At 36.8% G+C, this 14,633-nt stretch carries 12 protein-coding genes and 1 pseudogene; 2 read left to right on the top strand and 11 right to left on the bottom strand.

Features of this window, described 5'->3' with window-relative positions; genetic code table 11:
- Positions 1 to 6: 6 nt before the first annotated feature.
- Both DSM00_RS12045 and DSM00_RS12035 read left to right on the top strand, forming a co-directional pair.
- Positions 7 to 621 (top strand): DUF6702 family protein, encoded by a 615-nt coding sequence (locus tag DSM00_RS12045; protein ID WP_164916331.1) that lies wholly within the window; start codon positions 7 to 9, stop codon positions 619 to 621.
- Positions 622 to 1,068: 447 nt separating this feature from the next.
- A complete protein-coding gene (locus DSM00_RS12035) occupies positions 1,069 to 2,283 on the top strand; it encodes a site-specific integrase (RefSeq protein WP_031427482.1) in 1,215 nt (404 codons plus the stop codon).
- A 112-nt stretch (positions 2,284 to 2,395) separates the two neighbouring features.
- Here the strand turns inward: DSM00_RS12035 and DSM00_RS12030 are convergent.
- The 11 genes and pseudogenes from DSM00_RS12030 to DSM00_RS11980 all read right to left on the bottom strand — a co-directional run bounded on the left by DSM00_RS12030 (position 2,396) and on the right by DSM00_RS11980 (position 14,562).
- Positions 2,396 to 3,181, bottom strand: a pseudogene (locus tag DSM00_RS12030) (M90 family metallopeptidase).
- A gap of 14 nt (positions 3,182 to 3,195) precedes the next feature.
- Positions 3,196 to 3,408, bottom strand: coding sequence for a heavy-metal-associated domain-containing protein (locus DSM00_RS12025; RefSeq protein WP_028376586.1), 213 nt, complete (start codon positions 3,406 to 3,408; stop codon positions 3,196 to 3,198).
- Positions 3,409 to 3,431: 23 nt separating this feature from the next.
- Complete coding sequence (locus tag DSM00_RS12020) at positions 3,432 to 5,690, bottom strand: heavy metal translocating P-type ATPase (protein WP_031427480.1); 2,259 nt, start codon at positions 5,688 to 5,690, stop codon at positions 3,432 to 3,434.
- 246 nt (positions 5,691 to 5,936) lie between these two features.
- Positions 5,937 to 6,257 carry a four-helix bundle copper-binding protein gene (locus tag DSM00_RS12015; RefSeq protein ID WP_028376588.1) on the bottom strand — a complete coding sequence of 107 codons (321 nt, stop codon included), beginning with the start codon at positions 6,255 to 6,257 and terminating at the stop codon, positions 5,937 to 5,939.
- 143 nt (positions 6,258 to 6,400) lie between these two features.
- Entirely contained in the window at positions 6,401 to 6,967 is a 567-nt protein-coding gene (locus DSM00_RS12010; protein ID WP_013073615.1) for a helix-turn-helix domain-containing protein, read from the bottom strand.
- Between the two features lie 253 nt (positions 6,968 to 7,220).
- The gene (locus DSM00_RS12005) at positions 7,221 to 9,005 is read right to left on the bottom strand and encodes an efflux RND transporter periplasmic adaptor subunit (protein WP_013073617.1); all 1,785 of its coding nucleotides are present in this window, start codon (positions 9,003 to 9,005) and stop codon (positions 7,221 to 7,223) included.
- 68 nt (positions 9,006 to 9,073) lie between these two features.
- Positions 9,074 to 9,553: a DUF305 domain-containing protein gene (locus DSM00_RS12000; RefSeq protein WP_013073618.1), complete on the bottom strand. Its 480-nt coding sequence runs from the start codon at positions 9,551 to 9,553 to the stop codon at positions 9,074 to 9,076.
- 17 nt (positions 9,554 to 9,570) lie between these two features.
- The gene (locus tag DSM00_RS11995; protein WP_028376590.1) at positions 9,571 to 10,284 is read right to left on the bottom strand and encodes a PepSY domain-containing protein; all 714 of its coding nucleotides are present in this window, start codon (positions 10,282 to 10,284) and stop codon (positions 9,571 to 9,573) included.
- 2 nt (positions 10,285 to 10,286) lie between these two features.
- On the bottom strand, positions 10,287 to 12,824 hold the full coding sequence (locus tag DSM00_RS11990; RefSeq protein WP_028376591.1) for a heavy metal translocating P-type ATPase: 2,538 nt from the start codon (positions 12,822 to 12,824) through the stop codon (positions 10,287 to 10,289).
- A 14-nt stretch (positions 12,825 to 12,838) separates the two neighbouring features.
- Positions 12,839 to 14,194, bottom strand: coding sequence for an APC family permease (locus DSM00_RS11985; RefSeq protein WP_013073621.1), 1,356 nt, complete (start codon positions 14,192 to 14,194; stop codon positions 12,839 to 12,841).
- 74 nt (positions 14,195 to 14,268) lie between these two features.
- Entirely contained in the window at positions 14,269 to 14,562 is a 294-nt protein-coding gene (locus tag DSM00_RS11980; RefSeq protein ID WP_013073622.1) for a hypothetical protein, read from the bottom strand.
- Between the last annotated feature and the right edge of the window lie 71 nt (positions 14,563 to 14,633).

The following is a 14,633-nucleotide window of genomic DNA, read 5'->3' as shown; positions in this document are numbered from 1 at the left end:
GTAATGATGAGAAAATTAATTCTTTGTTTATTCTTGATATTCGTGTCGATATCTGGTTTTGCACATCAAACAAATACCTCAAGTACGGTTCTAATCGAGAAAGATGATTTGAGCTGGATACTTCAGATAAGCGCCTCATTAACGGCATTTCAACAAGAGATTCAGTTACATTATGCTGAAACTCCTTATCAAACCCCAGAAGAGTTTAGAGCTCAGGTGTTACAACATATAAAAAAGAATTTTGAGTTGCTTTTGAATAAAAACATCTCAATAAAATTAACCGGAGGCACGGTTCAACTAGGACACGAAACAAAGGTGGTATTTGAAGTACACGGCCTTCCTAATACTATTGAGCAAGTAGACCTTACAAATACCATCTTTAAGGATATTTACAGAAATCAAAATTCATTATTTCTTTTTAAGCAGAATTTTATCAAGAAGAAATTCACTTTAAATGCTGAAAAAGATCATAAACTAACATTAGTAACAAGTGACAACGAATTTATAGAACAAATAACTGAAGAAGCTTCTGTTTTTCCTTCAGGTTACATTGCAGGCTTTATAGTGTTAGCGGGACTCATTTATTTTATCGGTCTGCAGTACAAAAGAAAGACACTATAGAAATCCCTAATAATCTGTAGTAAGAAAACCGACCTGACAAGTCGATTTTTGTTTGTAATTGTTTTACAAACTGTGGCTAGCACGCGCCAATCAGAATATATAAGTAGTAAGCATAAAAAAACCTCTTGATTTCACAAGAGGTTTTTTACTTTGTACAGGCGGAGAGACTCGAACTCTCACACCTTGCGGCACTAGATCCTAAGTCTAGCGTACATTTGCCCAAACAGCACCAAAGCCACTCATTTTCAATTGATTATATAATATGTCATTTTCTTTGATATCATCTAATATCAATTGATTTCAACATTTGTTGTACCTATGTTGTACCCAGAGAAACTAATAAATTTGTATCTTTAGGGAAACTTCTTGGTAAACTAAACATTCAAAATTGAATGTTGTACCTATGTTGTACCTGATTTGGCTTTCGTACGCAAAACTAGGTCAATTATGTCATCAAACGCTAAAATAGTTCTTCGCAAAAAGCCTAATAAAGAAGGCTTGTATCCTCTTGCCATACGTATTACAAAAAATCGTCGCTCAACATACCAATATATAGGTCACTACATTGAATTGGAAGATTGGGATGAAAAGAATATTCGGGTTAAGAAATCACACATAAATTTCAAAACCTTGAACAATTTGTTATCCTTGAAACTTTCTGAATTAAACAATGCTCTTATTACGCTTCAATCCGAACAAAAAGATGCTTCTGCCAATCAAATTAAGAAGGAAATATATTCCTCCGGTATCAATGCTTCATTCTTTGAATTAGCACAAGAACATCTTGACGATTTAGAAAGTACAGAAAAGCTAAATCGTTTATCTACTGATAAAGCGTGGTTGAGCTTTATTATAAAATATCACAATTCGAAACAATTGTCTTTTCAAGAAATTGATGAACGTTTTCTTAAAAAACTGATGTTAACTTTAAAAGTTAAGTACTCCCTGTCTGAAACCTCAATAATGAACATTTTGGTATTTGTAAGGCTATTATTTAACAGAGCAATTAAATACAAAATTGTAAGCAGAGAATTATATCCCTTCGGTGGCGATAAAATAAAAATCAAATTTCCTGAAACTACCAAAGTCGGACTAAATATTTTAGAGATTCAACAAATTGAAAATTTGATAAATCTCAAACCTTCTGAAATACATACTAGAAATGTTTGGCTTTTTAGTTTCAATTTTGCTGGTATGAGGGTTTCTGATGTTCTACGAACCAAATGGTCAGATATTTATGATAACAGGCTGCATTATAGAATGCATAAAAACGCAAAACTTCTATCATTAAAAATTCCTGAAAAAGTACTAAAGATTTTAGACCAATATAAAGATGATAAAAGAAGTGATGATGATTTTGTTTTCCCTGAATTGAAAAAGGCAGACCCTGAAAATGCGAAAGATTTATATAACAAGAGAAAAACTGCTACAAAGAGGTTTAATGACAATCTAAAATCAATCTCTAAAAAGGCTAAAATAAATAAGAAAATAACGATGCACATAGCACGGCATAGTTTTGGAAATATTGCTGGGGATGCCATTCATCCGTTGATGCTACAGAAATTATATCGCCATAGTGATTTGAAAACCACCTTGAACTATCAAGCCAATTTCATCCATAAAGAGGCAGATGATGCATTGGATAGTGTTATAAACTTTTGAGGAAATAAATAATTGAAGAGCGGATATTTTATTGCTATAAGTAGTTTAGCATATTCAAAATATCCGCTCTTTACGATTTTCAATTACAGATTTAATCTCTCCTAAATAGAAACTAATTTTTAATTGGATTTGCTAATTTTTGATTGAAGCATTTAACTAACATTTTATAAAGTTCTGGATGTTTCTTTTTGAGCAAATCTGGGCGCTCGAAGAAATATTCTGAAGCTACTGCAAAGAATTCTGCTTGGTTTGTACCACCATATTTTCTGATATCAGAATGGTTGTCGTTTATGGCTTCTATTTCCTTATGAATTAAATTCAGCCAAGGTATTGCATATTGATGTTCTAATAATCGCTATGGAACGCCATCTGTTCTATCATCCAGCTTATCAATAAGGTGTACAAATTCGTGTATGCCTGTATTGCTTTTATCTGTTGTGTTTCTAAAACCGTGATACAATGCTTTTTTAGATAAAATCATTTGTTTCTCAAAACGTCCGTTCCCGACTATCCCACCAATATTGCGCGAGTTATCCTTACTGCTAAATTGCATATCTTCATTAAAATTATCTGGGTATAAGAGGATTCCACTTAAATTAGTGTAATGCCATTCTTTAAAGCCGAAAACAGGAATTACCGCACTTGCTGCAATTAAAATTTTGTCTAATTCTTCCAATTCAAACTGCACGCCATCTATATAAACCTCACTTAAAAACTGCATCATTTTTTGTTGAAAAACAAGTTGCCTGCCTTTTGAAAGATTTTTATAATAAAGAACATTCTCCATTAATAATTTGTGCCAATGCTCTGGAAATGGCTTTACGCTATGCCGTTTCTCTTTTCGATAAAAATGAATAGCAAACAGAAGAATCACAACCAAAATTAAAATATAAACCATATTATAGCGAGGTATTAATCTACAGGTTCCGCTTTAAAGCCTACCTTTTGCAAGGTAGCCTTTACATCTTCTTCTGAAGCACCATCGCTTTCTATGGTTAAAATTTTATCAGGATTAGCGGTATCCACTTCCCAACTTTCGACACCTTCTTGCTTGTTTAAAAAAGGGGTCACTTTTGATACACAACCACCACAATTGATATTTGTTTTAAATTTTAAAGTTTTCATTGTATTTGAATTTATAATTAATATTAAAGTTTTACTCCTTTAAGCCTTAAACTATTTAGAACTACAGATACGCTACTGAAAGCCATTGCCATTCCCGCAATCATTGGGTCCAATAAAAATCCATTTACGGGATACAAAACGCCTGCTGCAATTGGAATACCAATAAGATTATAAATGAATGCCCAAAATAGATTCTGACGTATGCCCAACACGGTTCTTTTCGATAGTTCCAAAGCTTTGGGAATAGATTGCAAATCTGACGTTATCAATGTCATTTTCGCGACGTCCATTGCTATATCAGACCCTTTACCCATTGCTATACTTACATTGGCCTGTGCCAAAGCGTGCGAATCGTTGATACCATCGCCCACCATTGCGACTATCTTTCCATCAGCTTGCAATTTTTCAACAAAAGCTGCTTTCTGTGAAGGCATCACTTCTCCTTGGTAATTTGTTATTCCTACTTGTTTTGCGACAGCAGATGCGGTTTTATTGTTATCTCCAGTAAGCATATAGACTTCGATGCCTCTGTCTTGAAGTGTTTCTATAGCTTTTTTTGAAGTTTCTTTAATCTTGTCAGCAATGGCGAGTATCGCCAGCACTTGTTTTTCATTGCCAAAGAAAATGACCGTTTTAGCCTGCTCTTCGAGACTTTCTGCCGTTTGCATTAAGGAAGCGTCGATTTGAATATTCTTTTCAACCATTAGCTTATGGTTTCCAACATAGTATTTTGAACCATTTTCTGTTTGAGCTTTTACCCCCTTTCCTGTGATACTTTCGAAGGAAGCCATTTCAGTTTGTTCAACATTTTCATCTTTTAAGTGGTTGACTACAGCCCCTGCCAAGGGATGTTCTGACTGTGCTTCGATAGCCAAAAGAATTTCCTTGTAATCGTTCTGATTTTCAAGCTTGTCCTTCCAAAGTATGTCGGTTACCAAAGGTTTTCCTTCAGTAATCGTACCCGTTTTATCAAGGATTACTGCATTCACTTTATGGCCAAGCTCTAAACTTTCGGCATCCTTTATCAAAATATTATTTTCAGCGCCTTTACCGATACCCACCATAATGGCAGTAGGTGTGGCCAATCCCAATGCGCAAGGACAAGCGATAACCAACACGGCTACAGAAGTTAATAAGGCTTGTGAAAAACCATTATCGCCTCCAATTGATATCCATACAATAAAGGTAATAATGGAAATAGCCAACACAACGGGAACAAATATTCCAGCAATTTTATCGACCAGTTTCTGAACAGGCGCCTTGCTTCCTTGAGCTTCCTGAACCATTTTAATGATTTGTGATAGTAAGGTTTCTCCACCTACTTTTTCGGCAGTAAATTGAAAGCTCCCTTTTTGATTTACCGTGCCTGCAAATACTTTTTCATCAGTTGATTTTTCTACTGGAACAGGTTCTCCCGTAATCATACTTTCATCTACATACGAGCTTCCCTTGGAAACTTCTCCATCCACAGGAATCTTTTCTCCGGGACGCACCAAAATGGTCTGGCCAACTTGCACGGATGAAATAGGAATTTCCTTTTCTTCTCCATTCTCAATGATTTTAAGGGTTTTAGGCTGAAGACCCATTAATTTTTTGATGGCTGAAGACGTATTGGATTTTGCCTTTTCTTCCAATAGTTTCCCCAAGGAAATAAAGGTTATAATTACCGTAGCCGCTTCATAATAAACGTGAGGTTCAATACCACGACTCAACCAAGATTCTGGAAAAAAGGTATTGAATACACTAAAGATAAAAGCGATTCCTGTGCTCAAAGCTACCAAGGTATCCATATTTGCTTTACCGTGTTTGGCTTGCTTGAAAGCATTGATGAAAAAGCTACGACCGAACCAAAAAAGAATTGGAAAAGTTAACACCAAAGAAATCCACTTACCTGGTTCCCATTGCATAAAAAACATTCCTAATACAAAAATGGGTAGCGTAAGTATAGCCGACCAGATAGTACGGCTTTTTATGTCCTGATAATGTTTTTGCTGAAGTTCTTGTTGTACTTCCGAAGGATTTTCTGTATCTATAATAATATCATAGCCTACCTCGCGAAGTGCATTTTGAAGTTGATTAGGACTCAACGCTTTGTCGTATTCCACAAGAACAGAACTATTAGCGAAATTGACGCTGGCATCAAACACTCCTTCTGTGTGTTTTAAAACAGATTCAACGCTCGCTGCACACGATGCGCAGGTCATTCCCGTAACAGGAAATGATTCTTTTATTCCCTGTTTTTGCTTCTTTTCTTTGGTTTCAAATATGTTGATTGTCTCCATAATCGTATTCATCTTAATACATCACAAATTTTAGGATTTAAAGTTTTTAATATATTACGTTATATGCTGAATGAATTGTAGAATTTGCTTGTTAAGGGTCACCAATATGTAATTTTCCCAAGTTTCCGATACAAACAAGATAACTTATACCCGATTTTTTATAAAACAAAAGACTACAATGTGAGTTGTAGCCTTTCGGAATTTGAGGTTGTTGCACCTCACTATAATGAATTGAGATAAGTTGTATTATTTTAAATATTCGTTACAAGCTTCCTCACATTTTCTACAGGCATCTGCACATTCTTGACAGTGTTTGTGGTCGTGCTTGGCACATACATCAGCGCATTTTTTACAGATATCACGGCATTGTTCTACCATACCTCTAACATCTTTATAATTTGACGCAAGCAAATTTGCTGTTGCACTACAGATTGCAGCACAAGCCCTATCAGTTCTTATACAATCTACCATCATCTTGACGTTTTCTTCGCCAAGACAAGCATCTGCACAGTAATTACAATGTGCTACACAATTGTTTAAAGCTTCGATTAATTTTGAATTTTTCATAAATATATTAGAATTTAAATTGTTAAAAATAGTCCACTACTATAGCGGATATTACTAAAGACAATTTAATGTATGTAATATCGTTTTTTGTTATAAAATATGCCGAATGATTTGTAAAATTTTCGGATTAACAGAATTTAACATCATATTTTATCCAAATATTTACGATTCTGATTTGTGCTTTTTTTAAACTGTGTAGGTGTCATTCCTGTAACCTTTTTAAATTGATTGCTTAAGTATGCAACACTACTATAATGAAGTTTAAATGCTATTTCACTCAAGGTTAATTCATCGTAAACTATAAGTTCTTTAACACGTTCAATTTTCTGGTTTATGATGTACTGCTCGAACGTAATATTTTCTACCGACGAAAAAAGTGAACTTAAATATTTGTAGTCCAAGTGAAGTTCGCCTGTAACAATATCTGCCCATTTGAAATCGAGCTCCTCGGAAGAATGATGGATTTTATCTACAACCAATGTTTTCATTTGTTCAATAAGTTGACTTTTACGGTCGTCAATCAAACTAAAACCTGAATTTTGAAGCGCTTTGGAAAGACTATTTTTTGTGTTGGGACTTAACGATGAAACTAATTTAACCTCCCCCAATTTTATAGAAACATACAGTATTTTAAGTTGTTCCAAAATATTGGAAACTGCTGAGATACATCTTGGGCAGACCATATTTTTAATATGGATAGTCTCATTCATATAGTACTTGTTTCAAAATAATTTTAATCCAGATTTGTATAGAGAATAATAAACGGCAGCTGTTGCAGCAACTACAAAAATCAATACTATCACAACTAAAGCTATAATTTTATCTTTTTTTGGAATATCACTTTTAGGCTGATGTTTCTTTCTGTCATTTTTTCTTCTATTTCTTCTACTCTCACTCATCCTCGTTCTCCTTCAAAAAATCAAGATGACTAATTTAAACTACCCAATTAAGTATAGTTTTAAACTATTGTACGGTTTCTGTTACTTCACCACAGTTTAGCATTGCTTGTCCGTAGTAGGGATTTTGTATTTCTTTTTCCGTGCTCAACCAATATGCGCCTTCATTATTATTTGCCATTGGACAAAAATCTATGTAAATTTCTTGGTTGATGCCAAACGCTTTCATTGCATTTATGAGGTGTGCTGAAAGACTGATAAAATGATTTCTCTGGGTTTTAATATCGGATGTCTGGGCAATTTCATTTGAGGAAGCCTTCAATTCTTTTTCAAGTTGCGCCCAGTGGTTATTCGCATTTTTATCCTTTAGCAAAGCAAGGTCAACTTGTGTTAAACTTTTCTGTAAGGTCTGTGCGGCCGTTTTTGCTTTTTCACTTTGGTCGTTTGTCAATGCTGTTTTAAGCATAATATAATCATCAAAAACTGTTTTGAGCTGCTCTTGGAATTTGGAAGCTACATCCATACGCTTGGCGGCATCAACTGTGTTGTTTAAATTTTCCATTCCCAAATGCCCTTCGTGACCTGTCATTGTTTTACCACCTGATGCATTCATCATAGATTTTTTTCCTTGTAACTGTGCAGCGGCATCTACGGTAAATGTTCCGTTGGTTACCACTTCATCGCCGTTAGAAAGCCCTTCGATAATGGTATAGTTCTCACCATTTTTCGTTCCCAAAGTCACTTCTTGCATTTCAAAAACGGGTTCATTGGGATTGGTCTTTACGTACACCAATGAGCGCTCGCCTGTCCACATTACTGCCGTTGCAGGTATGCTTATCGCAATTTCCATAGTATTGCCTTTTGTCATTGCCACTTTTGCGGTTACGAACATTCCTGGTTTTAATAGATTTTCCTTATTGTTCAATGTGGCGCGCACTGAAACAGTTCTGGACTTTGTATTCAAAGTAGGGTCGATAAATGAAACTGATGCTTCAAATTCTTTATTGGGATAAGCGTTACTAGTGATTGTTACCTTTTGACCTTCCTTTAGTTGCGAGATTTGTCTTTCGTAGGCGTCAAACATTGCCCAAACAGTACCCAAATCACTTACTTTAACAATGGGCTGGCCTTGTTTTACATAGTCGCCTTCTTCTGCCATTTTTTGGGAAACGGTGCCTGAAACAGTTGCATAAATCGGAAAATTTTCCCGCACCTTGCCAGAACTTTCTATTTGGTCTATTTGGCTTTCAGAAAGTTTCCACAATTTTAATTTGTTTCGAACTGCTTTGTATAAACCTGGTTGTGATTCTTTCAGGTCAGAAGCAGTTAAAAGTTCTTGTTGGGCAGCAACGAGCGTTGGTGCATAAATCGTTGCCAACAACTGTCCTTTTCGTACTTCTTCGCCCGTGAAATTGACATTCAACTTTTCAATACGTCCTTCAAAATAGCTTGCCTGTACCGCATTGGCTTCTTCGTTGGCCATTATTTTTCCGGAAAGTGTTATTTTGTTATCGTCGGTTCCTGAAATATTTCCTACAATTGTAGTTTGGATATTCGCCAGTGCCATTGCATTGTCGCTCATTTTTATTTCGTTCATTGCAAGCCCTTCCGCACCAGTTTCGGCGGGAATTAAATCCATACCGCATATTGGGCAGTCGCCAGGTTCTGGTTGCATAATCTGTGGGTGCATTGAACAGGTCCACATTTGATGTTCTTCGGAGTGGTTAACGTCTTCGCTCAAATCTGTTACTTTCTTGCTGTTTACGGAACCTTCCGCAGAAGGGCCAAAAAAGACATAGCCCAAGACCAATCCTATGGCTAAAATTGCGGTATAAATGATGTATTTTTTCATAGTATATTTTTTTATTTCTTTATAAAACCCAACAGATTTTAAGACCAGTTAGGTTTTGGTAATTATTATTATTCTGCTTGCAAACGCTTTATCATTGCTTTCATTTCTCCAATTTCTTTACGTTGTGCTTTGATAATATCATCAGCCAGTTTGCGCACTTCAGGGTCTTTGATATCGGCTCTTTCACTTGTTAAAATTGCAATTGAGTGATGGGGAATCATTGCTTTCATCCACAGAATATCGCCAATGATTGGGCTTTGTGCCCTAACCAAACCAAGTGCGCCTAAAAATAGCACCAAGCTACCTAATAAAATAGCGATGTTCTTTTTCTTGTTTTGATACATTTTCCGCATAAAAAACCACATTATTACTGCCATTGCTGCAATACCCAAACAACTCATATAGAATCTGGTTAAACTAAAATATACGTGGTCTAACGCATAACTATTTAGATACATCGTGATGTACATTGCAATAAAAGATGCGACAAGCATCAAAATAAATTTTGTGTAATTGCCTTTGTTTGTGTGTTGATTTGAATTTTTCATTGTTTTAGAGTTTTTGGTTATGATTTAATTATTTTCTTTTTTAATTTTCTAATGGTTGGCGAGGAGGTGTACCACAGCAGGAATCCGCTTAACACCGTAATCAATCCCAAGAGCGAAAACGCCCTTAATACAATGGTATTGAAATTGTCGCGCGTGTCATAATCCATTGTGTGGGTCATCCATAAAAAGTCGAACCAACGCCACGCTCGATGCCTTACAGTCTGGAATTTTCCGTCTGTTACCGAAACATAAGCATTAAGAGCTTCATCGGTATCATATGAAATAACATAGGCTGGCAATAGCTTTTCCCGATATTCGTGATAGTCGTCCACTTCGGTTATTTTTTCGATGTTGGCGACTTTCAAACCATCTTTCATATAGTTTTTGGCAACAGACAAGGCCTCTTCTTCCGTAATATTTTTTTTTGCTTTCCCAGTTTTTGCACTGTACAATTTTTGATTGTTTATCCAGTAATAAGGCTCGTTGTTGATGTCCCTAATTTCGATACTTCCAATGCCTTCAGGATTGTTTATTTGTGAAGGACTTATTAAATCATCAAAGGCTTTGGGCACGTAATCTAAATTACAGAATTGGTCACCGTGAATGTCGTCTATGTTTGTCCAACTGAAATACATTCCGCTAATGGTCCAAAACAGGAACTGTACCCCCAAAAAGAGCCCCAAATATCTGTGGGTCTTTCGTATTTTTAGTGCGGTTTTCCTTTTCACCATCTTTAAAGTTTTAACGAACGTAACCGCAAAGCGTTCATAATAACGGAAACTGAACTAAAGCTCATTGCCAAAGCCGCTATCATTGGTGATAATAACAACCCGAAAATAGGGAACAAAACACCTGCTGCGATTGGGATTCCTAAAATGTTATATCCTAAAGCCCAAAATAGGTTTTGCTTGATGTTACGCATTACACCGTCGCTCAATTCCCGTGCCTTGACAATACCGTGCAAATCGCCTTTTACCAAGGTTATCATTGCACTTTCAATGGCAACATCTGTTCCTGTTCCCATTGCGATACCAACATCACTTTTTGCCAAGGCTGGCGCATCATTGATGCCGTCGCCTGCCATTGCTACAACTTTTCCGCTGTTCTGTAATTTTTCTACTTCCTGAAGTTTGTTTTCGGGCAACATTCCTGCTTTAAAATCAGCAAGATTTAATTCTTTTGCGACCGCTTGGGCAGTATCGTGATTGTCGCCAGTAAGCATTATTACTGCGATACCTTTGTCTTGAAGTGCTTTGATCGCTTTGGCGCTGGTCGCCTTTATTTTGTCGCCAATGACAACATATCCCACAACTTTTGAATCGATGGATAGGTATGAAACTGTTTTTCCTTGCTTTTGAAAACTTTGTGCTTCGGTTTCCATTTCCGAAGTTAATTCAGCCTTGGCGTATGCCATCATTTTGGAATTCCCTAAATCCACTTTTTTCCCGTTGATGTTTCCTTCAACACCTTTTCCGGTAACTGCGCTAAACTTTTCAGCGCTCAAAAACTCAACATTCTTTTCTTTACCATATTTTACAGTTGCTTCGGCAAGCGGATGCTCGCTTTTGCTGTTTAGGGAAACGATGTATTGAAGCACTTCTTTTTCTGAAAAATTAGTTCCGAAGGCTCCGACTTTTTCAACCGTTGGTTTGCCTTCTGTTATGGTTCCTGTTTTATCGATAATAAGTGTATCCACCTTGTCCATTTTTTCCAAAGCTTCGGCATTTTTTATGAGCACACCATTTTGTGCGCCCTTACCAACACCGACCATAATGGACATTGGTGTTGCCAAGCCCAAGGCACAGGGACAGGCGATAATCAATACTGCAATTGCATTTACAAAGGCATAAACATAGACGGGTTCCGGACCAAAAATAGCCCAAACCACAAATGTGATAATGGAAATAAGGACAACTATGGGTACAAAATATCCCGAGACGGTATCCGCCAATTTTTGGATTGGTGCACGACTGCGACTGGCATTATTGACCATTTGGATAATTTGGGACAGTAGGGTATCTGCACCCACCTTTTCGGCTTTCATCAAAAAAGATTGGTTGCCGTTGATGGTGCCACTGGTAACTTTGTCATTTGCCGCTTTGTTTACGGGAATAGGTTCGCCTGTAATCATAGATTCATCGACCGTTGTACTACCTTCGGAAATCACGCCATCAACTGGAATTTTTTCGCCTGGTTTCACCCGTAGGATATCGCCCAATTTAATGCTATCAATCGTAACCTCTTCTTCCTTGCCATCTTTGACTAGTATGGCCTTGTTTGGCGCGAGCTTTAGCAATTCCTTTATTGCTGAATTGGTTTTGCCGTGGGCACGTGCTTCCAAAACCTGACCCAAGAGCACCAAGGTCAAAATAATAGTGGATACTTCATAATATACGTGAACGGCACCAGATTCTGTTTTGAACTGTGCCGGGAAAAAATCGGGAAAAAGCATACCGAATACGCTGAATAACCACGCTGCGCCAGCACCAATGCCGATTAGGGTAAACATATTGAGGTTCCAGGTTTTGATGCTTTTATAGGCACGTTCAAAGAACATCCACGTAGCATAAAACACCACAGGAATTGAAAGTGCAAGCTGAATCCAGTTCCAGTTTTTTTGCTTCATTACCGTATATAACGGATTATTCGGAATCATATCGCTCATTGCGATTAAGAAAATAGGTAAGGTAAAGGCGACTGCAATCCAGAATTTCTTGAGTAATTTGTTATAGGTCTTTTCTTCGGCTGAACTATCTGCTTCCATTGGGACTAAGTCCATCCCACAGATTGGGCAGGCTCCAGGTTCATCTTTTACAATTTCCGGGTGCATTGGGCAAGTCCATTGTTCAGAAGTTTTTGCAGATAAATTTTGCTCTTCAACTAAATCCATTCCGCAGACAGGACAGTCTCCAGTTTTTTCATATGTTTTGTCTCCCTCACAATGCATCGGACAGTAAAAAGTGCCAGTTCCTTTACCTTTAGGTTTTTCATTTTTTGCTTTCGTACTTCGACTACGCTCAGCATCAACTCCGGCGGTATCGTTTTGATGATGTCGCTCTCCAGATTTGTGGATAGAATAAGTACCACCTTCTTTTTTAAGGGCATCTTGGAATTTCTCAATAGGAATATGTGATTCCATTTCAATGGTAGCTTCAGCTTTTGCTAAATTCACAGTAGCCTTTGAGACACCTTTCACTTTGGAAAGTGTTCCTTCTACGTGATTTCGACAACCATTGCAGGTCATTCCGTGTATTTTATAGGTGTGTTTCATAGTATCTGTTATTTTTACATTTTCATTTGTTCTTTTTCACTGTTTTCCATTCCCATATTCATATTTCCGTCTTTATCTGTATGCGATTTCATAAAAATAAATTGAGAAAGAAAAATGAGGGCAATACCAATTGCAGCAACTATTAGTACAAATGGGTCGTTTACATATTTTAAATAGATAAATGCTGCCAAAATAACAACATCCAACAGTATGGCAATTATTGGAATAATCGGGTTGAATTTTACTTCCTTTTTCAAATATTTAAAAAGTCCCCAATGAATAGCAATGTCCATTATCAAATAGAAAATAGCACCAATGGAAGCTATGCGAGTTAAATCGAACAAAACAGTCAAAAGTATCGCTAAAGAAACAGTAAAAATCAGCGAAGGATTTTTAAGTTGCTTCATTCTGTTCATATCAGGAACTTGTTTCATATTGCTTAACATACCCAACATTCGCGAGGCAGAATATACGCTGGCAATTACACCGGAAACTGTTGCAACAATGGCTAGTAAAATAGTTAGCGTTGAACCCCATTCGCCAAATAGAGGTTTTGCTGCTGCTGCGAGAGCATAATCTTTTGCTATTATAATTTCTTCAATACTCAATCCGCCAGCAACCGATAATGCCAAAACAACATAGATAACCGTACAAACGATTATTGATATAATTATGGAACGCCCTACATTTTTATGAGGATTTTTTATATCGCCACCTTGATTGGTAATGGTCGTAAATCCTTTGTATGCAAGGATAGACAAGGCCAATGCGGCAATAAATCCAAAACCTTCAGGCAGGGATTGGCCATTGGCAGCACTATAAGTACCTGTGATTGTGGGTAAACCAGAAATAACCAATCCTGATATAGCAAGAACTGCAATACCCACTACTTTAATAATTGCAGTAATGGTAGCGGTAGTCTCAATAATCTTGTTACCCGAAATATTGATGATATATGCAGCAACAATAAGCAATACACCCAATGCAGATGCATAACCTTCATATCCTTGCGGAAACAGTCGTAACGCATACGCCCCAAAAGTACCTGCCACTAAACTTTCTGAGACAACCATTGATACATACATCAGCAAAGAAAATGAACCAGCAAGTGTACCTGGTAAATAGGCCTTTGTCAAAAATTTAGCAACACCTCCAGAAGAAGGATAGGCGTTTGAAAATTTAACATACGAATAGGAGCTAAAGCCTACTACAACTGCGCCTGCGATAAAAGCAATAGGAAATAAATCGCCGACTAATTCGGCTATCTGCCCCATTAAAACAAAAATACCTGCACCAATCATTACGCCTGTACCTAAAGATACAGAGCCTAATAATGAGAGCTTTTGGGTATTTATTTTTAATGGTTTCATCTCGAAATTTCTATTTAATCTGATTACAATATTGGTTGCGGGTCACTTTTTATATGTTATATATATGTTTCAAATTACCTTAATTTTTTTCGGATTGCCTCAGAAATATTTTCAGAGTAAACCCCATAAGCATCCACCAATAAGCCTTTTATTCCATTTTTGGAAGAAATGGCATATAGTACACTATTGTCATCTGTGCTACTCATTCCTTCAAAACGATGCATCTCGTCCACCTCAAAATCTTCTGGATGGAATTTCAACTTTAGAGCATTACATTCCAGATGTTTCTCTTTCAAATTGAAATCAACAGTGTAGCCTTTAGCCTGTAAATGAGCCATAGTTTCAGAAAGTGTATCGTAGCTTTTCATATTATAATAGTGCCCGACTTGGGAAGGAGTTTTAACTAATCAACAATGAAAAATTTTCCATTCCCTTCCCA

Origin of the sequence: Leeuwenhoekiella aequorea, from assembly GCF_004104375.1 — a bacterium.
Lineage (GTDB): Bacteria > Bacteroidota > Bacteroidia > Flavobacteriales > Flavobacteriaceae > Leeuwenhoekiella > Leeuwenhoekiella aequorea.
The sequence above is the reverse complement of the archived record's forward strand: the minus strand, read 5'-3'. Positions and strand labels throughout refer to the sequence as shown.